The sequence below is a fragment of the Rhizobium halophilum genome, assembly GCF_021648825.1.
GTDB classification, from domain to species: Bacteria; Pseudomonadota; Alphaproteobacteria; order Rhizobiales; family Rhizobiaceae; genus Neorhizobium; species Neorhizobium halophilum.
Map to the genome: position 1 here is coordinate 80,057 of NZ_JAKJHS010000007.1, position 22,074 is coordinate 102,130.

The 22,074-nt window shown below is 60.5% G+C and carries 15 protein-coding genes and 3 pseudogenes; 5 read left to right on the forward strand and 13 right to left on the reverse strand.

Annotated features, from left to right (window positions below; translation table 11 throughout):
- The first annotated feature begins 1 nt into the window (after position 1).
- The gene (locus tag LXM96_RS14250) at positions 2–685 is read left to right on the forward strand and encodes an ABC transporter ATP-binding protein (RefSeq protein WP_239999230.1); all 684 of its coding nucleotides are present in this window, start codon (positions 2–4) and stop codon (positions 683–685) included.
- Positions 686–1,000: 315 nt separating this feature from the next.
- Positions 1,001–4,492: a DNA polymerase III subunit alpha gene (dnaE, locus tag LXM96_RS14255; protein WP_239999362.1), complete on the forward strand. Its 3,492-nt coding sequence runs from the start codon at positions 1,001–1,003 to the stop codon at positions 4,490–4,492.
- Between the two features lie 109 nt (positions 4,493–4,601).
- Here dnaE and LXM96_RS14260 read toward each other — a convergent pair.
- From LXM96_RS14260 to LXM96_RS14270, 3 genes and pseudogenes are all read right to left on the reverse strand, one after another.
- A pseudogene (locus LXM96_RS14260) lies at positions 4,602–5,826 on the reverse strand (L,D-transpeptidase family protein); the annotation flags it as partial.
- Positions 5,827–5,932: 106 nt separating this feature from the next.
- Positions 5,933–7,225, reverse strand: coding sequence for a DNA polymerase IV (locus LXM96_RS14265; protein WP_239999231.1), 1,293 nt, complete (start codon positions 7,223–7,225; stop codon positions 5,933–5,935).
- A gap of 94 nt (positions 7,226–7,319) precedes the next feature.
- Positions 7,320–7,628 carry a DUF3572 domain-containing protein gene (locus tag LXM96_RS14270; protein ID WP_239999232.1) on the reverse strand — a complete coding sequence of 103 codons (309 nt, stop codon included), beginning with the start codon at positions 7,626–7,628 and terminating at the stop codon, positions 7,320–7,322.
- Between the two features lie 128 nt (positions 7,629–7,756).
- On the opposite strand from LXM96_RS14270, the gene LXM96_RS14275 reads away from it, so the two are divergent.
- Together LXM96_RS14275 and LXM96_RS14280 are read left to right on the forward strand one after the other, a co-directional pair.
- Positions 7,757–8,128, forward strand: coding sequence for a response regulator (locus tag LXM96_RS14275; RefSeq protein ID WP_239999233.1), 372 nt, complete (start codon positions 7,757–7,759; stop codon positions 8,126–8,128).
- A 16-nt stretch (positions 8,129–8,144) separates the two neighbouring features.
- Positions 8,145–9,500, forward strand: a pseudogene (locus LXM96_RS14280) (PleD family two-component system response regulator); the annotation flags it as partial.
- Positions 9,501–9,990: 490 nt separating this feature from the next.
- Here LXM96_RS14280 and rpmG read toward each other — a convergent pair.
- The 6 genes from rpmG to topA form a co-directional block, all read right to left on the reverse strand.
- Entirely contained in the window at positions 9,991–10,158 is a 168-nt protein-coding gene (rpmG, locus tag LXM96_RS14285; RefSeq protein WP_239999234.1) for a 50S ribosomal protein L33, read from the reverse strand.
- A gap of 93 nt (positions 10,159–10,251) precedes the next feature.
- Positions 10,252–11,436 (reverse strand): MFS transporter, encoded by a 1,185-nt coding sequence (locus LXM96_RS14290; protein ID WP_239999235.1) that lies wholly within the window; start codon positions 11,434–11,436, stop codon positions 10,252–10,254.
- A gap of 9 nt (positions 11,437–11,445) precedes the next feature.
- On the reverse strand, positions 11,446–12,129 hold the full coding sequence (locus LXM96_RS14295; RefSeq protein ID WP_317208252.1) for an NUDIX hydrolase: 684 nt from the start codon (positions 12,127–12,129) through the stop codon (positions 11,446–11,448).
- Positions 12,129–12,581: a DUF983 domain-containing protein gene (locus LXM96_RS14300; protein ID WP_239999236.1), complete on the reverse strand. Its 453-nt coding sequence runs from the start codon at positions 12,579–12,581 to the stop codon at positions 12,129–12,131. Before LXM96_RS14300 ends, LXM96_RS14295 begins: the two co-directional genes overlap by 1 nt.
- A 9-nt stretch (positions 12,582–12,590) precedes the next feature.
- The gene (gene rnr / locus LXM96_RS14305) at positions 12,591–14,903 is read right to left on the reverse strand and encodes a ribonuclease R (protein WP_394801967.1); all 2,313 of its coding nucleotides are present in this window, start codon (positions 14,901–14,903) and stop codon (positions 12,591–12,593) included.
- 23 nt (positions 14,904–14,926) lie between these two features.
- The gene (topA, locus tag LXM96_RS14310; protein ID WP_239999237.1) at positions 14,927–17,566 is read right to left on the reverse strand and encodes a type I DNA topoisomerase; all 2,640 of its coding nucleotides are present in this window, start codon (positions 17,564–17,566) and stop codon (positions 14,927–14,929) included.
- 237 nt (positions 17,567–17,803) lie between these two features.
- Between topA and LXM96_RS14315 the strand changes: the two are divergent.
- A pseudogene (locus LXM96_RS14315) lies at positions 17,804–18,021 on the forward strand (hypothetical protein).
- Here the strand turns inward: LXM96_RS14315 and dprA are convergent.
- From dprA to LXM96_RS14335, 4 genes are read right to left on the reverse strand one after another with little or no spacing between them, the layout of a single operon-like run.
- Positions 17,974–19,125, reverse strand: a complete 1,152-nt coding sequence (dprA, locus tag LXM96_RS14320; RefSeq protein ID WP_239999238.1) for a DNA-processing protein DprA — start codon at positions 19,123–19,125, stop codon at positions 17,974–17,976. The pseudogene LXM96_RS14315 and the gene dprA sit on opposite strands and share 48 nt — an antisense overlap.
- Before the next feature lie 2 nt (positions 19,126–19,127).
- Positions 19,128–19,745: a glycerol-3-phosphate 1-O-acyltransferase PlsY gene (gene plsY, locus LXM96_RS14325; protein WP_239999239.1), complete on the reverse strand. Its 618-nt coding sequence runs from the start codon at positions 19,743–19,745 to the stop codon at positions 19,128–19,130.
- A gap of 12 nt (positions 19,746–19,757) precedes the next feature.
- Positions 19,758–21,047: a dihydroorotase gene (locus LXM96_RS14330; RefSeq protein WP_239999240.1), complete on the reverse strand. Its 1,290-nt coding sequence runs from the start codon at positions 21,045–21,047 to the stop codon at positions 19,758–19,760.
- Positions 21,044–21,985: an aspartate carbamoyltransferase catalytic subunit gene (locus tag LXM96_RS14335; RefSeq protein WP_077547196.1), complete on the reverse strand. Its 942-nt coding sequence runs from the start codon at positions 21,983–21,985 to the stop codon at positions 21,044–21,046. Before LXM96_RS14335 ends, LXM96_RS14330 begins: the two co-directional genes overlap by 4 nt.
- Positions 21,986–22,074: the final 89 nt, after the last annotated feature.

Below are 22,074 nucleotides of genomic sequence, written 5' to 3' on the forward strand. Positions count from 1 at the left end.
CATGGCATCGAAAACCGTGCTCCAGCTCAAGGCCGTCGACCGCCATTATGGCGAGGGCGAGATGATGTTGTCGATCCTCCATAACGTGGACTTCGAACTGCGGAGCGGCGAGACCGTTGCGCTGGTTGCACCATCGGGCACCGGCAAGTCGACGCTGCTGCATCTCGCGGGCCTTCTTGAGCATCCCGATGGAGGCGAGGTGGTCATTGGCGGTCGCGCTTGCAACGGACTGTCCGATGAGGAACGCACCGCTATCCGCCGCAACGAGATCGGGTTTGTCTACCAGTTCCACCATCTTCTGCCGGAGTTCACGGCGCTGGAAAACATCATGATGCCGCAGCTGATTGCGGGACTGCACGCGTCCGAAGCGAAGGAGCGGGCGGCGCAACTGCTGGACTATATGCGAATCGGACATCGTGCAGATCATCGCCCTGCGGAGTTGTCCGGAGGAGAGCAACAGCGCGTTGCCATTGCCCGTGCGGTCGCGAACGCGCCGCGCGTTCTTCTTGCTGACGAGCCGACGGGCAATCTCGACCCGAAAACCGCCTCCTATGTCTTCGATGCGCTGGAAGCGCTTGTGCGGCAGTCGGGACTTGCGGCCATGATTGCTACGCACAATCACGAGCTTGCGGCGCGTATGGACCGGCGCGTGACCATTGATGGCGGTAAGATCGTGGACTTCTGAAGGCTGATCTCTTTCCCTTAACCTTCTGTTTACTAGAACGCCGGCAACGGCGTTTTTGTTTTGTTCACCTGCTTGACGCGGGAATAAAAAGAGAACAGAAAGAGAATATACAGGAACAAGGGAGATCGCCATGACTGACCTCATTCGTGACATTGCCGCGTTTGCTTCCATTGCAACCTTCGTCACCAGCCTTGCAATGTTGATGATGGCTTTCTGAACGTCCTCTTTCCGAAAGGCGTTGATGGTTTCAATCTGAACTGGACACATAGCCTCCTCCACTGGAAAATCACCCGATTCATGAGGTGAGTGACGAAGATGGCAGAGCAGATGGCAAAGGTGGCGACGACTGGCGCAGATGAGGCACCGGAGTTCGTTCATCTGCGGGTCCATTCGGCTTATTCCCTGCTGGAGGGCGCGCTTCCCCTCAAGAAGGTTCTTTCCAGGGCAGTGGCCGACGCCCAGCCGGCGATTGCGATCACCGATACCAACAACCTCTTCGTGGCGCTGGAGTTTGCTCAGAAGGCGCTGGGTGAGGGGCTACAGCCGATCATCGGTTGCCAGATGTCCATAGACATGGAGGATCAGGCAGAGGAGCGGCGGGGAAGCCAGCTTGTAAAGCTGCCGGCGATCGTGATCCTTGCCTCAACGGCAGAAGGTTATGAGCGCCTCGTCGATCTTGTCAGCCGCGCTTACCTCGGGGGCGCGGACGGCAGCCAGGGTGTCCACGTTCGCGCATCATGGTTTGAGGAGGCGGGAACGGAGGGGCTGATTGCATTAACCGGAGCCAGAGGCGGTCCCGTTGATGCCTGTCTCAGGGAGGGAAACGCAGCTCAGGCCGAGAGCCGGCTCCTGCGCCTGAAACAGCTCTTCGACGACCGGCTTTACGTCGAATTGCAGCGCCACGGCGACTATGACAGACGCCACGAGCAAAAGATCGTCACCTTCGCGTATGAGCACGATCTACCCCTGGTTGCCACCAATGAGGCATTCTTTCCCTCACGCGACGACTACGATGCGCACGACGCGTTGATGGCGGTTGCCCATGGGGCAATCGTTTCGGACGACAGCCGCTTCCGACTGACGCCCGACCACTACCTGAAGAGCCGCGCTGAGATGGCGACGCTGTTTGCGGATCTTCCGGAGGCATTGGAAAACACCGTGGAGATCGCGCGGCGCTGCTCTTTCGTTCTTGATACCCGCAAGCCGATCCTGCCGCGTTTCGCCGGCGCGACTGCCGATGCGGAGGAAGCCGAGCGCGCCGAAGCAGATGAACTGCGACGCCAGTCAATCGAGGGCCTCGAGCAAAGGCTTGCGGAACTTGGCATGAGCCCCGGCTACAGCGAGCAGGACTACAGGGACCGTCTGGATTTCGAACTCGGGGTCATCGAGCGGATGAAGTTCCCGGGCTACTTCCTGATCGTGTCAGACTTCATCAAGTGGGCGAAGCAGCACGACATTCCCGTGGGCCCGGGCCGCGGATCGGGTGCAGGTTCCCTGGTCGCTTATGCGCTTACCATCACCGACGTTGATCCACTGCGGTTCTCACTCCTTTTCGAACGTTTCCTCAATCCTGAGCGCGTCTCGATGCCGGACTTCGATATCGACTTCTGCCAGGATCGCCGCGAAGAGGTGATCCGCTACGTCCAGCAGAAGTACGGTCGCGAGCAGGTGGCCCAGATCATCACGTTTGGATCGCTGCAGGCGCGCGCGGCTCTTCGGGACGTCGGCCGTGTTCTGGAAATGCCCTATGGGCAGGTGGACAAGATTTGCAAGCTCGTGCCGAACAACCCGGCAAACCCGACGCCGCTGTCAAAGGCCATCGAGGAGGAGCCAAAGCTGCAGGAGGAGGCGGAGAAGGAGCCGGTCGTCGCGCGCCTTCTCGACATCGCCCAGAAGATCGAGGGGCTCTATCGCCATGCCTCGACCCACGCCGCAGGTATCGTCATCGGAGACCGGCCGCTGTCGAAGCTGGTGCCGATGTACCGAGATCCGCGCTCCGACATGCCGGTCACCCAGTTCAACATGAAATGGGTGGAGCAGGCGGGCCTGGTCAAGTTCGACTTCCTCGGCCTGAAGACGCTCACTGTCTTGAAGACGGCGGTCGACTATGTCGCCAAGCGCGGCATCCACGTGGATCTTGCTAAGATCCCGCTCGACGATCCGAAGACATACGAGATGCTCTCACGCGGCGAGACGGTTGGTGTCTTCCAGGTGGAAAGTGCCGGCATGCGTAAGGCGCTGATCGGCATGCGCCCGGACTGCATCGAAGACATTATCGCGCTCGTGGCGCTCTATCGACCCGGCCCAATGGAGAACATTCCGGTCTACAACGCCCGCAAGCACGGCGAGGAAGAGATCGAGTCGATTCATCCCAAGATCGACTATCTCCTGAAGGAGACCCAAGGGGTCATCGTCTATCAGGAACAGGTGATGCAGATCGCCCAGGTCCTGTCCGGCTATTCGCTTGGCGAGGCCGATCTTCTGCGTCGCGCCATGGGCAAGAAGATCAAGGAGGAGATGGACAAGCAAAGGGCTCGTTTTGTCGATGGAGCTGTCAAGAACGGTGTCTCGAAGCCCCAGGCGGACCTCATCTTCGACCTGCTTGCGAAGTTCGCCAACTACGGCTTCAACAAGTCGCATGCGGCCGCCTACGCGATCGTCTCCTACCAGACCGCCTATATGAAGGCGCACTACCCGGCAGAATTCCTGGCCGCGTCGATGACCTTCGACATGGCCAATACGGACAAGCTGAACGATTTTCGTCAGGATGCCGCGCGTCTGGGTATCGCCGTCGTTCCGCCCTCCGTGCAAACCTCATTCCGCCGCTTCGAAACGGACGATAACAAGATCTACTATGCGCTTGCTGCCATCAAAGGCGTGGGCGAATCGGCGGTTGACCACATCGTCGAGGTTCGCGGCGACAAGCCATTCGCCTCCATTGAGGATTTTTGTCTGCGGATAGATCCGAAGCAGATCAACCGTCGGGTCTTCGAAAGCCTGATCTCCGCAGGCGCCTTCGACTGCTTCGGACGCGATCGCGCCGAGGTCTCGACAGGTCTCGATCGCATCATCGGCTACGCGCAGCGGGTGCAGGAAAACAAGACGAGTGGCCAGTCTGACATGTTTGGGTCATCATCTGCTACCGGGCCGGAGGTACTGGTTTTCCCGTCCTTCACGCCGTGGATGCCGTCGGAAAAGTTGATGCGGGAGTATCAGGTGCTGGGGTTCTACCTGTCGGCACATCCGCTGGATTCCTACAAGGACGTGCTGGACAAGATGCGCGTGCAGAGCTTCGCGGAATTCTCGGCTGCGGTTAAGCAGGGTGCCACAGCGGGGCGCTTGGCAGGTACGGTGACCGGGCGTCAGGAACGCAAGACCCGTACGGGCAACAAGATGGGCATAGTTACCTTCTCGGACGCCTCGGGTCAGTTCGAGGCAGTTCTTTTCTCCGAGGCGCTGGCTCAGTATCGCGACCTCCTGGAGCCAGGAAAGTCTCTGGTGATAACGGTTCAGGCGGACGAGCGTCCGGAAGGGATCGGTCTGCGGATCCAGACTGCGGTGTCTCTGGAAGAGCAATCGGTGCGGATGCAGAAAGCACTCCGGGTCTATGTCCGCGATTCCGGGCCGCTGAAGACCGTTGCCCGTCACCTGAACGCCAAGGGCGATGGACTCGTCTCCTTTATCGTCATCAAGGAAGATGGCCGTCGCGAGATCGAAGTGGAACTGACGGAGAAGTTCCGGATCTCTCCCGAGATCGCCGCCGCCCTTAGGGCGGCGCCAGGTGTGCTCGACGTCGAACTCGTGTGAGCCGGTATCTTCAGTAGAGGCCAATACTGTTTCGGTAGGCCCGGCGGGGTTCGTTGCGCTTCTTCTTCGGAGCAGACACCTGCTTGGGAGCCGCTGCTTTCGCTTCTGCGCGGGTGAGGGTGATGAAGTCGGTTCCCTTGCCGGTTTCCGGCCCCAGTCCCTCGTCCGTGATGGTAAGCGATGTCCCGTTGGTCATCATGGTGCCGATGCGCTCCCGTAGGTCAGCAGGAATTTCCAGCCGATCGAGAGCCTCGGCAGCGGTTGAGGGCAGGGCTTGCGGCGCGATTCCCATCCGCTGCTTCTCCGACGATGTCAGGATGTTGGCCAAGGTCACGGCCTGCCATTCCGCCGTCTCGCGCTCACGGTCGATACCGTTCGCGGTGAAGAAATGCGTGCCGAGCGGGATCTCCGGGTTCTTCAGCCCGACAGGGGCTTCGAAGGTCGGCTTGAACTGTTGCCGGACAAGCAACATCGCCGCCGGCGGCTCCGTCCGCCCCGACGACCGATAAAGAGCCTGAAGGACGTCGTCCGAAATCAGCTCTCCATTTGCTGGCAGGTCCTTCCAGCGCTTGAAGCCTGCAATGGCGGACCGAGTCAATGTACCGGTCAGCCCGTCAGGCGTACCCGCATGGAAGCCAAGTCCATTGAGCATCTGCTGGACGTCGCGGATGGTGTCGCGCCTGTCCCTGCGCTTTATCAGCATGCGCAGCGGAGGCTGGTCGTCAGCCGAAACGGATGCCGTCACCATCATATCAAGGTTGCGGCTCTGCCGAATTCATCGCCACCTGGTAGGGAGATGACGTCTTGCGCTTCACCGTTGGCCTCAGGTCGATGTCTGACATCAGCGGTTCGGATGCGAGTGGCTTGAGCGGTGCGAACAGATTGACGTGTTGAATGGAGGCCGGCTCAACCGGCGCATCCGAGATAAGGACATGAACGCCGCGATCCGTCATGCCGAACAGTTTCTTTGCGAATTCACGCGGGAGCCGAATGCAGCCGTGCGACGCGGGGTAGCTGGGCACATGGCCTTCATGCAGGGCGATGCCAGACCAGGTGAGCCTCTGCATGAAGGGCATGGGCGCATTCGAGTAGATGTTGGACTCGTGGTACTTCCGCTTCTCCAGGATGGAGAAAATGCCGCTTGGCGTGGTGTGGCCGGCCTTGCCTGTTGAGACCCGCGAGGTGGCGATCACCTTGTCTCCATCGTAGACAGTCATCGACTGGCTGTCCTTGGACACAATGATCTGCAGTGTGCTCTGGATCTCGGCGGAGGCGGAAGGGGGAAGTACGGTCGCGGACAAGAGCCCGAGACTGAACACGAGACGACGCAGCATGATGACCTCTTACGCAATACGAGGCTCGAGGGTATCGCCGAGGACTTAATGAAGATTTTAGGGTGCCCGTTGAGGAGGTGCTAACCCGACAATTTCGCATCACATATCATTGATCGCGGCGCCTGCCCCCGAAGGTATAGCCGGTCTCCACGGCTCCTTTGCCGAACCTGTCACGAAGACGATCCATGGCAGCTTCCGCCGCCGCCCGCCGCGCGGCGCCCTGGTCGACCAGATCGCGCGGGTCGGCTCTTGCGGGATCGCAGAGTTCCGTGACGCCGACGCCGATCAACCGGAAGCGGCTTCCGTCCGTTTCCCGCTCAAGCATGGATAGCCCAGTGCGAAAAATCCTGTCCGCGAGTTGAGTCGGGTCTTCCAGGCGGCGGTTGCGGGTCCTGCTCTTGAAGTCGGCCGTCTTGAGCTTCAGCACGACTGTATACCCGGCCACAGACTGCTTCTTCAGCCGGGCAGAGACCTTTTCCGAGAGGCGCCGTAGGATAGGGACCAGCTCTTCATGTCGCGATATGTCCTCGAAGAATGTCGTCTCCGCTGATACGCTCTTGGCCGGGTCGTTCGCATGGACGTCCCTGTCGTCGATGCCGCGCGACAGGCGGTAGAGCCGCTGGCCCATTGAGCCGTAGCGACGCATGAGATCGCTCTCTTCCATCGTCTGTAGTTGACCGATCTTGCGAATTCCATCCGTCTCCAGCTTTGTTGCGAAAGCCTTGCCAACACCCCAGATCGTCGTCACCGGACGGGATGCGAGAAATTCGATTGCCTCCTGCCGTCCGACCACCGAGAACCCCCGCGGCTTCTGCAGGTCAGAGCCGACCTTGGCCAGAAACTTGCAGTAGGAGAGGCCAATCGAGACGGTGATGGCGATCTCTGCCTCCACACGCTTGGCAAACCTCGCCAGGATCCGGGCTGGTGGATCGTGGTGAAGGCGTTCCGTCCCGGCCAGGTCGAGGAAAGCTTCATCGATGGAGAGGGGCTGAACGAGTGGCGTGAGATCTTGCATCATCTGCCGAACCTCGCGACCGACTTTCGCATATTTCTCCATGTTCGGTGGGATCACAATTGCCTCGGGACAGGCCTCCAAGGCCTTGAACATCGGCATCGCCGAGCGCACGCCATTGATCCGAGCGATATAGCAGGCAGTCGAAACCACGCCGCGTTTGCCGCCACCGATGATCACCGGCTTGTCCAGGAGTTCCGGGTTGTCACGCTTCTCGACAGCGGCATAGAAGGCGTCGCAGTCAACGTGGGCAAGGGACAATTGGTAAAGCTCTGCGTGATAAACGAGCCTTGGGCTGCCACACCTGTGGCAGCGGCGCACTTCGGCCTTCTGCTCGGCAAGGCAGTCGCGACAGAAGCCAAGTCGAAGGTCGGGCGCGGATTTCATGGGCGGAACATAAGTTGAACAACCGCACCTTACGCGCACTGGCCCGGAGGCTCAATAGCGCGGCGGATCGCTGTTTCCTTGCCGCACAACTTCCTCAATACTCGCCGGAATCGAGGCCTGGCTTTGAGTAATGCCGCCATGCCGCCTCCACCGTTTCAGGCGACGTGTTCGAGGCTTCGCAGAAGGCCAGCAGCGTCGGCTCGTGGCTGACGAGAAAATCGATCATTCCGGCAAGGAAGGCCGGGTCGTTGACGGCGTCACGAAGCTGGTTTGCCTCAAGTCCCGAAAGCGCAAGGAACCGACCCAGCATTTCCGGTTCAGTTGCAAGCCAGCCAAGGATGGAGACGGCCGTCCGCTCCGCCTGTTCGGGCCCGACTGTCGTGCTTTTGGGATTGCGTGGCATTGCACCCAAAGGATTACCTCTTTTTCAACCAAATGCTTCTAGCGTGGTTTCACATACTCAGGGAATTCGGAACGACGCAACCAGATATAGTTGGGTATCAGGTAAGAAGCAGGATTGGGGACAGGTGCATGCCCAAGCGGGTCATGATTGTCGAAGACAACGAGCTGAACATGAAGCTCTTCCGCGACCTCATCGAAGCTTGCGGCTACGAAACCATCCAGACCCGCAACGGCATGGAGGCAATGGACCTTGCTCGCAAGCACCGCCCGGACCTCATCCTCATGGACATCCAACTCCCGGAGGTCTCCGGTCTGGAGGTCACCAAGTGGCTGAAGGAGGACGACGAGCTTCACATCATCCCCGTGATCGCCGTTACCGCCTTCGCCATGAAGGGCGATGAAGAGAGGATCCGTCAGGGCGGGTGCGAGGCCTATGTATCAAAACCCATCTCGGTGCCCAACTTCATAGAGACCATCAAGACCTACCTAGGCGACGCATGAGGCGGGAGTACTTGTCATGACGGCGCGCATTCTGGTGGTGGACGATATCCCTGCGAACGTAAAGCTGCTGGAGGCACGGCTGCTTGCGGAATATTTCGACGTGCTGACCGCGGACGACGGATTCAAGGCACTCGACATTTGCAGGGGCACGCATGTCGATCTCGTCCTGCTGGATATCATGATGCCGGGCATCAGCGGCTTCGACGTCTGCGAGCGACTGAAGGCGGATCAGCGAACGGCTCACATTCCCGTGGTGATGGTGACGGCTCTCGATCAGCCGGCGGACCGGGTTCGTGGGCTGAAGGCCGGTGCGGATGATTTTCTCACGAAGCCGGTCAATGATCTGCAACTCATCTCCCGCGTGAAAAGCCTCGTTCGCCTGAAAACACTGAGCGACGAGCTGCGTATCCGCGCAGAAACCGCGCAGAACATCGGTATCGAGGACATGCTGAAGGGCCCGGACGGCCGTGACGAGCCGGGGCAGGTGCTCCTGGTTGACGGCCGTGCAAGCTCGCATGAGCGCATCATCAAGGCGCTCAAGCCGATTGCGCATGTTGTTGCCATCTCTGATCCGCAGGCGGCACTTTTCGAAGCGGCCGAAAACCCTTTCGACCTCGTTATCGTAAATGCCAATCTGGAGGAGTACGACCCCCTTCGTCTGTGCTCTCATCTGCGCTCGCTTGAACGCACCCGCTTTCTGCCGCTGCTCCTTGTCACTGAGCCGGGGGCCGAGGACGTCATCGCCCGCGCTTTGGATATCGGCGTCAATGACTACATTGTACGTCCCATAGACCCCAACGAACTGCTTGCGCGAAGCCTTACCCAGATCAAGCGGAAACGGTTCAACGACCGGCTTCGCACCAGCCTGCGCCAGACGATCGAACTCGCGGTTACCGACGGCTTGACCGGCCTCCATAATCGTCGCTACCTCGACAACCACCTTAGAACGCTGTTCGATCGCGCGGCTGCGCGGGGACGTTCGCTCTCGATCTGCATTGCCGATATCGATCATTTCAAGGAGGTGAACGATACCCACGGGCACGACGTCGGCGACGAGGTGCTGAAGGAATTTGCGAACCGCATCCGATCAACTGTCCGGGGTGCGGATCTTGCGTGCCGTTATGGGGGCGAAGAATTCGTCTTGGTGATGCCCGATACGGACGCCGACGTCGCGAGTGCGATTGCAGAACGGCTCCGTAACCTGATTGCCAGCGAGCCTTTTGTTCTCAAGAAGGCGGGTTTGACATTGACTATAACGGCTTCGCTGGGCGTTGCGTCCAACGACGGCGGAGCGGAGACCCGTGAGCAGCTTCTCAAACAGGCCGACAGGGCACTTTACGAGGCGAAGAGTGGCGGGCGCGATCGCGTCGTTCTGTCAGGCCCGCCGCGCGAAGCGACGGACTTGCGCAGCATTGAAAGCATCGCTTTCCCCACAAAACTTCAAAAGGTGGTGTGACCATTATCGTGGCGACGTCGCTGATCGCTTTCGTTTGACGACTTTCTTCTGCAGTGCGGGCGGGGTGTCCGCTCCACGGTCGTGTGCAGATTTTAACCAAGAGTGGACCTTCTTGGTGCCGAATTTAAGAATATGTTGATCTTCCTCCCGTTTTGCGCGATTTTGGATTGGACATATACTTATCTTCGTCGGTTCCGATACCCCATGATGCTCAGGTCCGCCGCATCTCCTGGGTCGTGGGGTCGGTCGACCGGGTTGCAGTCAAAGGCGGTTCCTCGTGCCGCTTTGCAGCCGGTCGACCCCCAAAAGAAAAGCGCCGCCTCCTATCGGAGCGGCGCTTTTTCTTTGCCAGGGGAACAAGCAATAAGGCATCACCTACAGGTTCACGCCCTCACTGAAAATCAGCTTACTTGATTTTGGCTTCCTTGAACTCGACGTGCTTCTTAGCAATGGGATCGTACTTCGTCTTGGACATCTTGTCCGTAAAGGTACGGCTGTTCTTCTTGGTTACGTAGAAGAAACCGGTGTCCGCCGTCGACAGCAGCTTGATCTTGATGGTCGTAGCTTTCGCCATGGTGTTCTGCCTTTAGGAAAAGTGAAAGCCGCGGATGACCGGACGGTGCCCACGGCGAAATCTGGCGCGAAACTACAAATCGCGCCCAGAAAGTCAAGTCTGTTTCGGCTTAAAAAGAAACCGGCCGACGGAAAGGATGACATAGAGGCCGAAGAAGGCGGCGAGCGCCCATGCGAAGCCATCGTTTCCGCTGACATCAATGGCGGCTCCGATTGCCTGAGGCCCTGCGACGGTGCCGACGGCATAACAGAACACGAACGCGGCATTGGCGGCTGCAAGATCCGCACCAGTGAGTCGTGAGCCGAGATGGGCAAGTCCCACGGTGTAGAGACCGGAGACGCAGCCGCCCCAAAACAACAGCACGACGGCCGTCAGCAGCCAATTCTCGATCAGCAGGGGGAGGAGCAGCGATCCGGCGAGGCCGATGACGGCCATGAGTGCAAGAAGGGGCCTCCTGTCGTGAAGACGGTCCGAGTACATCCCGAGCGGGATCTGAAACACCATGTTGCCTATGCCCATGACCGTGAGCAACAATGCGCCTTGGGCCTCGGTGAACCCCGATCGCAATGCGTAGATGGGAAAAAGGGATAAGCCACCTGCTTCCACCGCGCCGAAAACAAAAACGGCGGCCGTCGCAGTTGGCACGAGCAAGATGTAGCGCAGAAAATGTCGCTCCGGCTTCTCGTCGAGGATCGGGCTCTCCTTGCGCGCAAGGTAAATCGGGATCGCAGCAAGCAAGATCGCCACGGCTCCGAAGAGAAAGGGTCTGATTCCTTCGCTCCCCAGCGCGGAAAAGAGAAGCGGCCCCATTGCAAAGCCGACGGCCAACACGGTTGCATAGATCCCAAGTACCAGGCCTCGCCGGCGAGGCGGCGCTGCGGCATTGATCCAGAATTCGGACAAAATGAAGAGCGTCGTGGTCGCGCCATGAAAGGCAAACCGCAACGGAAACCACATCCAGAATGCTTCGGCATAATAGAACCCAAGCGCACTGACGGCAGATATCAGCACCGCCCACAGCATGGTTCTCGCGACGCCAAGATGATGGGCGAGGCGGGTGGTGATCGGTGCCGCGATCATGGCCGCTACACCCGCCATGGCGCTGTTGAGACCGATCAGCGTCGACGAAATGCCGCGTTTCTCAAGTATGATACTCAGCAGCGGAAGGCCCAGCCCAATGGCTATACCAACCGCGCTGATGGCGGATATAGCAGCGAAAAGTGAGGGCCAGTGGATGACCTCAACGTGGCCACTGATGTTGGTCTGGGGGCGGGACATCCTGTGCCTCTAGATTTGGGTTCTCAAGAACCGGCCATGGCGCATAAAGTAGTAGGGCACAGGTAGTCCATATGGAATCGGGCTGCCGGGCACGAACATTGATTTCACGTCATGCATTACAGCCGCTGTGATCCGCGGCACCTCGATGGAAGACAGCTCAGAGAAGCTTAACCAGCGAAGATCCTGCAGTTCGTCCGTATCCACCAGCGATGACGGCGAGATGTCAGCTTCGTCGGTCGGGAGCAGGAAAAAGCGAGTGTCGAAACGTCGAACATTACCTGGAGGCGTTACCGCCCGAGCCACATAGCGAAGATGAGACAGGTCAGGTGGATCGCCAACCACGAGACCCGTTTCCTCCTTTAGTTCGCGGAGCGCTGCCAAGGCGAGGGCGCGCGCGGAACTCGGTTTCGCTTTTGCCATGGTTTCGCAGAGCAGGCGGCGGGCCACCAGCGGATGAAGATCGCGGCTGAAGGGAAGGGCATGATCCCGCCGGTCCCGTCGTCCGCCGGGAAAGACATAGAGCCCGGGCATAAAGGCGTGGCCGTGGCCGCGTCTGCCCATCAGGAAACGAGGTTCCCCATAAGTGCAGTCGAGGAGTATGATCGTGGCGGCGTCCTTTGGCCGAAGTCGCCTCGTGACCGCATCGGGCGCCTTGTCCATGGCGGAAGGTACGGCCTCAATAGCTCCAGACATCAATGCTTGGGACCGCCGGGTCCGTCGCTGCCTGTCTCGTCCTCGTCACCACCAAAACCATGCATGCGGTAGGCCCATTGTATGCTGATGACCGCACCCTTGATGGGCTGGATTGTCAGCAGCGCGGCCAGGACGGCCAGCGGAACCCAGATCGCGAGGTGAGCCCAAGGAGATATTGGATAGAAATTGTCCGCGAGCATGTAGCCCGTCATGAGCACATGACCGACGATGAAGATAACGAGATAGGCTGGAAGATCGTCAGCGCGATGGTGGTGAATTTCCTGGCTGCAAACGGCGCAGGTATCGACCGGTTTCAGGAAGGCGCGGAACAGCTTGCCTTCGCCGCAAGACGGACACTTGCTTCTCATGCCTCTGCCGATCGAGCGCAGTAACGGCCGCTCTGCTTCGGGCTCTCCGCCGTAGCGGATGGGCGCCTCGCTTTGTTGCAGCATCGGAAACTCCTATCTGCGGCCCCGCGGCGGCCGCGTTCCGGGCTTTGAGCGGCGCTGGGACCGATCTCTTCGGCCGGACTTGTGAAACGAGCGGGTTGCCGTCGGCATCTTGCGGCCTTCGCTCAGCATGTCGAAGCGAAGCGCTCCAGCCAGAGGGATCGCCTCCACAAGCTTCACGTCCACTGCGTCGCCAAGCTGGTAACCCAAACCACTCTTTTCGCCGATCAGGGCCTGATGGGCCTCGTCATAGATGAAGTAGTCCGTCCCCAGCGTCGATATGGGCACAAAGCCATCGGCGCCATAGGTGGGCAATGTGACAAAAAGGCCGGCCTTGGTTACGCCCGATACCCGTGCTTGGAACTCGCTGCCCACCCGCTCGCTCAGATGGTGCGCGATCAAGCGATTGATCGTATCACGCTCTGCTGCCATCGCCCGTCGTTCGAAGGTGGAGATTTCCGCGGCGATGTCATCCAGCGCGGCCTCTTCCTCTGGGGTGATGCCACCTTCGCCAAGCCCCAGGGAGCCGACAAGCGCCCGATGCACGATCAAATCCGCATAGCGGCGGATAGGGGAGGTGAAATGGGCGTATTTCATCAGATTGAGGCCGAAGTGACCAATGTTCTCCGGACTATAGATGGCCTGGCTTTGTGAGCGCAGGACCATCTCGTTGACCATCGTTTGGTGCGGCGTGTCGAGGGCGCGCGCGAGAATGCCGTTGAAGGAATTTGCGCGGAGCTGGCCGCCTTGCGCCATCGAGAAGCCGATCGTCGCCAGGAATTCCCTCAACGTCTCCTGCTTGGAGAGAGCCGGTGCGTCATGGACCCGGTAGACCAGCGGCTGGCGCTTCTTTTCCAATGTCTCGGCAGCTGCAACGTTCGCCTGGATCATCATTTCTTCGATGAGCTTGTGGGCGTCGAGCCGTTCCGGGATGTGCACCCGGTCCACGGTTCCGTCCGCCTTCAGGATGATCTTGCGCTCCGGCATGTCGAGTTCGAGCGGCTGGCGTCGGTCGCGGCCACGCTTCAAGATGTCGTACGCGTGCCAGAGCGGCTTCAAGATAGGTTCCAGCAGCGGCCCGGCCTTGTCATCCGGCTTGCCGTCGATCGCTGCCTGCGCCTGTTGGTAGGAGAGCTTCGCGGCGCTCTTCATCATCACGCGGTGAAAGGTGTGGCCCGCCTTGCGACCTTCCTTGGAAAAGACCATTCGTACGGCGAGTGCCGGTCGGTCTTCGCCTTCGCGGAGGGAGCAGAGATCGTTGGAGATGCGCTCTGGCAGCATCGGAACCACCCGGTCCGGGAAGTAAACGGAATTGCCGCGCTTCTGCGCCTCGCGGTCAAGTGGAGAGCCGGTGCGTACGTACCAGGAGACGTCGGCGATGGCGACCGTGACGATGACGCCGCCTGGATTGTCTGGCGAGGTATCTGCCTCGGCAAAGACGGCGTCGTCGTGGTCCTTGGCATCAGCCGGGTCGATGGTGATGAGCGGCACGTCGCGCCAGTCTTCCCGCTTCGACATCGTGGCAGGGCGGGCGGAATCCGCAGCGTTGATTACCTCTTGCGGGAAGATGTGCGGAATGCCGTGCGCGTAGATGGCGATCATCGAGATCGCCTTTTCCGAACCGACCGAGCCGACAACCGAAAGGACGCGGGCACGCGGCAGACCTAGGCGGCTGGAACGAACAACTTCCACTTCCACAAGGTCGCCATCCCTGGCTTCTCCCAGGCCATCGGCTTCGATCACCATTTCTTCGCCGCGTCGTTCGATCGGCATCAGGCGTACTTCGTGTTCGCTCGCGCGGATAACACCAAGGGAGGCGCCCTTCCGGCGATCGATGATCTTGATGACGCGTGCGGTGTAAGCGGGGCCGCTTCGATCCTTGTTGGGGAAGATCTTTGCCAAAATGCGGTCGTTCAAACCAGCAGCCGGCGTCTTGCCCTTGCCGCGCGCCTGGGACGGCTGCCGGATAAGAACCGCGGGCGCGGTGCCCTGATCTTCCGGCCACTCCGCCGGGCGGGCGATGAGTTCCCCATCCTTGTCGCGGGTGGTGATGTCCAGCACGGTGACCGGTGGAAGTGCGCCCGGCCGAGCAAGTGACTTGCGGCTCTTCTTCAACAGCCCTTCGTCTTCGAGTTCCCGCAGGAGATCCTTTAGCTCGACGCGTGCCTCTCCCTTCAAACCAAAGGCCTTGGCGATCTCTCGCTTGGACGCCTGATCCGGGTTGTCTGTGATGAACTGCAGGAGGATCTCGCGCGGTGGGACGACGCCATGGATAATCGACGTCCCGTCGCCCAAAGAGGCCTTGTCGCTCTTGTCCTTTGTCACGTCGCTTCGGCGCGGTTGTCTCGTCACGTACCGGTCTTCTTTGCTTTAGGTGCCGCTTTGGCCGTTGATTTCGCTTTCGGCTTCGCGGCGGTCTTGGTCTTCGGTGTGGCCTTGGCAGCCGGCTTCTTCTTGCCCGACGCTGCCTTACCACCCTTCTCGACGATCAGCGCCATGGCTTCCTCGAGTGTCACGGCCTGAGGGTCTTTGCCTTTCGGAAGAGTGGCGTTCACCTTGCCCCAGTTGACGTAAGGCCCATAGCGCCCGTCGCGCACCGTGATGGCGCCGCCATCGGGATGATCACCCAACGTCTTCAACGCAGCGGGAGTTCCTCGCCCGCGCCCGCCGGGTCCCTTGCTCTGCTTCTCGGCAAGTACGGTTACCGCACGGTTCAGTCCTACGCTAAAGACGTCTTCAACCGTTTCGAGGTTGGCGTAGGTACCATCGTGCAGCAGGAAAGGTCCGTATCGACCGATGCCGGCCGAAATCATCTTGCCCGATTCTGGATGCTTGCCGATGTCACGCGGCAGGTTGATCAGCGCCAGCGCCTTTTCATGGTCGATGTCTTCGGGTTTCCAGCCCTTTGGCAGTGATGCTCGCTTGGCATCCTTGCCTTCTCCGCGCTGTATATAGGGGCCGAAGCGGCCGGAACGAAGGGTCAGTTCCTCGCCGGTCATCGGATCTGCACCAAGCGCCTTGGGTTCGTTGAGGCCGCTTGCATCTGCCTCGGCGCCATCGGAGGAAAGTTGCCGGGTGAAGTTGCACTCCGGGTAGTTTGAGCAACCAACGAAGGCCCCATACTTGCCAAGCTTCAGCGACAGCTGCCCTGTCCCGCACACCTGACAGATGCGCGGATCACTACCGTCTTCGCGCTTGGGGAAGACGAGGGGGGCGAGCGCTTCGTTCAAAGCGTCGAGTACGTGGGTGACACGCAACTCTTTCGTGTCCTCGATCTGCGAAAAGAAGTCCTGCCAGAACTCTCGAAGCACGTGCTTCCAGTCCAGTTCCCCCGCAGAGATCCTGTCTAGCTTTTCCTCCAGGTCGGCTGTGAAGTCGTATTCGACGTACTTCGTGAAGAAGTTCTCCAAGAACGCCGTGACCAAGCGGCCCTTTGCCTGCGGGATGAGCTTGCGCGTCTCCATCGTGACATATTCGCGATCGCTCAGGGTCTTGAGTGTCGCGGCATAGGTGGACGGCCGGCCAATGCCGAGCTCTTCCATCTTCTTGATCAGAGAAGCTTCCGAATAACGCGGCGGCGGCTCGGTGAAATGCTGGCTGGCGTTTACCCTGCTCTTGTCGAGCCTCTCGTTCGCACCGATCGGGGGCAGGCGGCCGTCTTCGTCGTCGTCCTCACCTTTCTCGCCTTCCTCGCGCCGGTCCATGTAGGCGCCAAGAAAGCCATCGAAGCGGATGACGGAGCCGACGGCGCGCAGGCCTGCCTTCTGGCCCCCATTGTCAGCCAGGATTTCGACTGTTGTCCGTTCGATCTCGGCGGACGCCATCTGGCTCGCAATGCCCCGCTTCCAGATGAGTTCGTAGAGCCGTGCCTGGTCGGCGTCCAAGTGGCGCCGCACCTTGTCGGGACTGCGGTTGAAATCGGTGGGGCGGATTGCCTCGTGCGCTTCCTGCGCATTCTTTGCCTTGGTGGAGTAGAAGCGCGGCTTCTCCGGGAGATAGCGTTCTCCGAACTGGTCCTTGATAGCGCTGCGAGCGCCGTCCACCGCTTCCGGCGCCATCTGCACGCCATCGGTTCGCATGTAGGTGATGAGACCCACTGTCTCGCCGCCAATGTCCACCCCTTCGTAGAGCTTCTGCGCCACCTGCATTGTCCGGGAGGCATTGAAACCGAGGTTGGACGATGCCGCCTGCTGTAGCGTCGATGTGGTGAACGGCGGTCCTGGATTGCGTTTGACCGGTTTGGCCTCGACAGTATCGACGGAATAGCTGGCGCCCTCGAGAAGCGCCTTCAGCCGGCTGGCATCCTCGCCCGTCTTGATCGAACGGTTCTGTAGCCGCTTGCCGTCGGCCGAGACCAGGCGCGCTTCGAACTCGTCTCCCCGCGGCGTCCGCAACAGAGTGGAGAGGTTCCAGTATTCTTCAGAGATGAAGCGCTCGATTTCCGTCTCGCGATCGCAGACGAGGCGGAGCGCAACGGATTGCACGCGCCCGGCCGAACGCGCGCCCGGTAGCTTGCGCCACAGCACCGGCGACAGGTTGAAACCGAAGAGATAGTCGAGCGCCCGGCGCGCCAGATAAGCGTCTACAAGTGGAACGTCGATGTCGCGCGGGACGGCCATCGCGTCGAGCACGGCCTTCTTGGTGATGGCGTTGAAGACCACGCGCTTCACAGGCATGTCGCCTAGAACGCGCTTCTTCTTCAGGAGGTCCAGCACATGCCAGGAGATCGCTTCGCCCTCGCGATCCGGGTCGGTTGCGAGGAAGAGGCCGTCGGAACCCTTCACCGCATCGGCGATATCTTTGATGCGCTTCTGGGAAGCAGTGTCGACTTCCCACGACATTTCGAAGTCCTGGTCAGGCAGGACGGACCCATCCTTCGCGGGAAGGTCTCTCACGTGACCAAACGATGCAAGAACCTTATAGCCGGGCCCGAGATACTTGTTGATGGTCTTGGCTTTGGCCGGAGATTCTACGACGACAACATTCATGGGTGCTTCTCTGAGGTGTAGCGGCACGTGGATTGCGACCGGATTCCAGGCCAAATTTGGTTCCGACATGGATGGCCTTTTGGCTGCGGTCAAGTGCCACGACCAAATTAGCCTCACAACGCGATACAACTATAACGAGATTTACCCTTGAAGTTGCAATTCTGGATAACTGCGATATGCTTTAGGCAAGGGTGGGTTCTCCCTGCTTGGCGAGGCGCCAGTTGGACAGGATGTATCATGAGTTCGGAACATCGCACCTCCGGCAATGGAGACGCCATTGCTTACATCCGGCAGATGCTCGGTGAATTGCATCAGGTCGCCTCTAGGGAAGGGGCGGATAGCTCTGCTATCTGATCGAAATGGCCTACGTCGAGGCTGGCGATGTCCAGGCGGGACTTCGTCCCCGATCAGTTATCCATCGCGATCGAGACAAGCCCTCCGGGGTGACGGTGTAGTCGACCCGCCAGGTCCAGTTCCAGAAGTACGAGGTAGACTGCGGAGGCAGATAGCCCGGTATGTCGTATGATGTCATCGACCTCGACCGGCGTCGGTCCGAGTGCGGAAACGATGCTCGCCCGCTCGCCCTCGTTCGGAGGTACAAAGGCGTCGCCACTTCCGCTCTTTTCCGGCTCCTCGATCACTGAACCTGCCGGAGATTCCATGTCAGACAGCGGCGCCAGCGCTTCGAGGACATCATCCGAACCGGTGGTGACGATGGCACCCTGCTTGAGCAGATTATTGGTGCCATGGCAGCGTGGATCGAGAGGAGAGCCGGGCACGGCGAAGACGAGTCGGCCAAAGTCGGCAGCCAAGCGTGCAGTAATGAGCGAACCAGAACGCTGCGCCGCCTCAACCACAACGACCCCGAGCGAGATGCCGGCGATCAGCCTGTTCCGGCGCGGGAAGTCTCGCGCGCGGGGCTCCCAGCCGAAGGGCATCTCGCTGATCGCGAGGCCAAAGCCCGCCATGATTTCTTCCATGAGGGGGATGTTCTCAGGTGGATAGGGCTGATCCAGCCCGCCTGCCAGGACGGCGATGGTTCCCGTTTCCACGCTGGCGCGATGTGCGGCCGTGTCGATACCGCGCGCCAGGCCCGAGGTGACGGTATAGCCAGCGCGTCCCAAGTCTCTGGCGATACCAGCAGCAAACTTGGCGCCGCTTATCGACGCATTGCGTGACCCAACGATACCAACGGAAAGGCGCGTGGCTACAGAAAGATGACCCTTAACTGCAAGCAGCGGCGGCGCGCCATCGATCTGCCTCAGCGCAGGAGGATAGTCAGGCTCGCCGATCCCCACGAACTGCGCGCCCGATCGGTACGCGATCTCCAGTTCCCGTTCTGCCTCCTCCACCGACGCGATGCGGATGGCGCGAGAGGCGCCGCCGCGGCTGGAAAGTTCCGGCAGCATGGTGAGCGCCGCTTCCGCCGAGCCGAAGTGGTTGATGAGGTCGCGGAAGGTGGCCGGCCCGACATTGTCGCTGCGGATGAGGCGGAGCCAGGCGATCCTTTGCCTGTCGGTAAGCGCAATCCCCTGTCGTCTTGCGCCGCCGTCAGGCATCGCTATCCCTTTTGGCCGATCTTGCCTTCCGTGCCCGCCAGAAGCCTCTTGATATTGGTCTCGTGCCGCCACCAGGAAACTGCCGTCATGATCGCCATGACAAGGGCAATCTTTTCGCTGCCTACTATCCACAATGCAACCGGAATCACAAGAGTTGCAACCAGCGCGGACAGTGACGAATATTTGCTGATGAAGGCGACGGTGATCCAGACGACGGCGAAAACCAGCACCCAGACCGGCGCCACCCCGAGCAGCATGCCAATATAGGTCGCCACGCCCTTGCCGCCCTTGAAGCCGAGCCAGACGGGGAAGAGGTGTCCGAGGAAGGCGCCGAAGCCGGCCAGCAGCCCCGCTTCGGGCCCCGCGATGTAATAGCCGGCGAGTGCGGCAGCGGTCGCCTTGAGCGCGTCGAGGAGGAGTGTCGCGGCCGCGAGCTTCTTGTTGCCGGTGCGCAGCACGTTGGTCGCACCGATATTGCCCGATCCGATGGAGCGGATATCGCCAAGGCCTGCCATCCGTGTCAGCAGCAGGCCAAAGGGGATGGAGCCGAGGAGGTAGCCGAGGGCAAGCGAAGCGACCGCCACGCCTGCGCCGATCTGCCAGTTCAGAAGTTCATTCACCGGCTCGCCTCCTCACAGCGAATGCACGCACTTGCCGCCCACATAGGTCGCGATCGCGCGGCCGGAAAAGCGGGCATCTTCGAAGGGCGTGTTCTTCGACCGGGACAGCAGGGCATCCTTCGAAACGATCCACGGCTCGTCCAGGTCGATCAGGGTGATGTCGGCCTTTGCGCCCGGCTCCAACGTGCCGGCGTCGAGCCCGAACATTTGTGCCGGGCGCGTCGACATGGCGTCAATCAGGCGCATGAGAGAGACGTGGCCCGAGTGATGCAGGCGCAGCGCAGCGGCCAGCATGGTCTCGAGGCCCACGGCTCCGTCGGCCGCATCGGCAAAGGGAAGGCGTTTCGTATCCACGTCCTGCGGATCGTGGGACGAGACGATGATGTCGATCGTCCCGTCGGCGAGCGCCTCGACCATGGCGACGCGATCATCTTCGGTGCGCAGCGGCGGCGAAAGCTTGAAGAAGGTCCGGTACTCGCCGATGTCGTTCTCGTTGAGGCAGAGGTGATTGATCGAGATGCCGCACGTCACGTTGGCGCCGCGGCCGCGGGCAGTCCGGATTGCCTCTGCCGATTCCGGCACGGAGATCTTCGCCGCGTGATACTTCGCCCGGGTCAGGCCCGCGATCCGCAGATCACGTTCGAGCGGGATGATTTCGGCTTCCTTGGGTACGCCGGATAGCCCCAGCCAACTGGCGAACAAGCCCTCATTCATCACGCCGTTGCCGATATAGGTTTCTCGGGGCTCTAGCGCGACGACGGCGCCGTATTCCCGTGCATAGGTCATGGCACGACGCAGCACGAGCGTGTCCGGCAGCGCATGCCGGCCATTGGTGAAGGTGACGGCACCCGCCTGCTGCAGCAGGCCGATCTCGGTCATTTCATCGCCGTGAAGCCCCTTCGTCAGGGCCGCGGCGGGATGCACGTTCACGATCGCCGTGTCGCGCGCAGTCTTCTTCACAAATTCGACGAGTGCGATGTCGTCGAGAACAGGATCGGTGTCGGGCATCATGATGAAGGACGTGACACCACCCGCAGCAGCGGCGCGGCTGGCGGATTCGATCGTCTCACGGTGCTCTGCCCCGGGCTCTCCGACGAAGACGCGCGCATCCACCAGGCCGGGAACGGCCACAAGCCCGTTGCAGTCGCGAACTTCGGCACCATCCGGTGCGCCTTGGTTGCGTGCCTCGGCGCCGGCGGCAAGGATGTGGCCATCATCGCCGATGATGATGGATCCCACCTCGTCCAGATTGCGGGACGGGTCGATGATACGGGCATTGTTCAGGACGAGGGAGCGCGTCATGTCCGAGGCCCCTGGTTCTGCGAGAGAAGCAGCGTCTCCATAACCGCCATACGCACCGCGACCCCCATTTCAACCTGCTGCTCGATCACGCTCTGCGGACCGTCCGCGACCTCCGAAGCGATCTCCACCCCGCGGTTCATCGGGCCGGGATGCATGACAAGAGCATCCTCCTTGGCAGCCTTCAGCTTCTCGGCGTTCAGGCCATAGAAGTGGAAGTATTCACGGACCGAGGGGACGAAGGAACCCGACATGCGCTCGCGCTGGAGGCGTAGCATCATCACCACGTCGGCATCCTTCAGACCTTCCTCCATCGAGTGGAAGACCTCAGCGCCCATCTGCGCGATCCCGGAGGGAAGCAGCGTCGCCGGCGCAACGACGCGGACCCGCGCTCCCATGGCGTTCAAGAGCAGGATGTTGGAGCGAGCAACGCGCGAATGCAGCACATCCCCGCAGATCGCGACGATGATGCGTGAAAGCTTGCCCTTGGCGCGGCGGATCGTCAGCGCGTCCAGAAGCGCCTGCGTCGGATGCTCATGCTGCCCGTCGCCCGCATTGACGACGGAGCATGCAACCTTCTGGGCCAGAAGGGCTGCCGCACCGGCCGAGGAATGGCGCAGCACCAGCACGTCCGGGTGCATGGCGTTCAGTGTCATCGCCGTGTCGATTAGCGTTTCGCCCTTCTTCACCGACGAATTGCCGACGGACATGTTCATCACGTCCGCTCCCAGCCGCTTGCCGGCGAGCTCGAAGGAGGATTGGGTGCGCGTTGAGGCTTCAAAGAACAGGTTGATCTGGGTCAGCCCCCGCAGCGTGGAGGTCTTCTTTTCCCGCTGCCGGCTGATCTGGACCGCCTCGTCGGCCTTGTCCAGAAGATAGGTTATGTCCTGTTCGGTGAGACCCTTGATGCCGAGGAGATGGCGGTGAGGGAAGAAGACCATGAGGCGTCTCCGCTTGCGTTCGGGCGTCTATAATGACTGGCCGGGAAACCAGCAAGCGAAGGAGCGGGAAAAGTCCGCTCATCCTCATG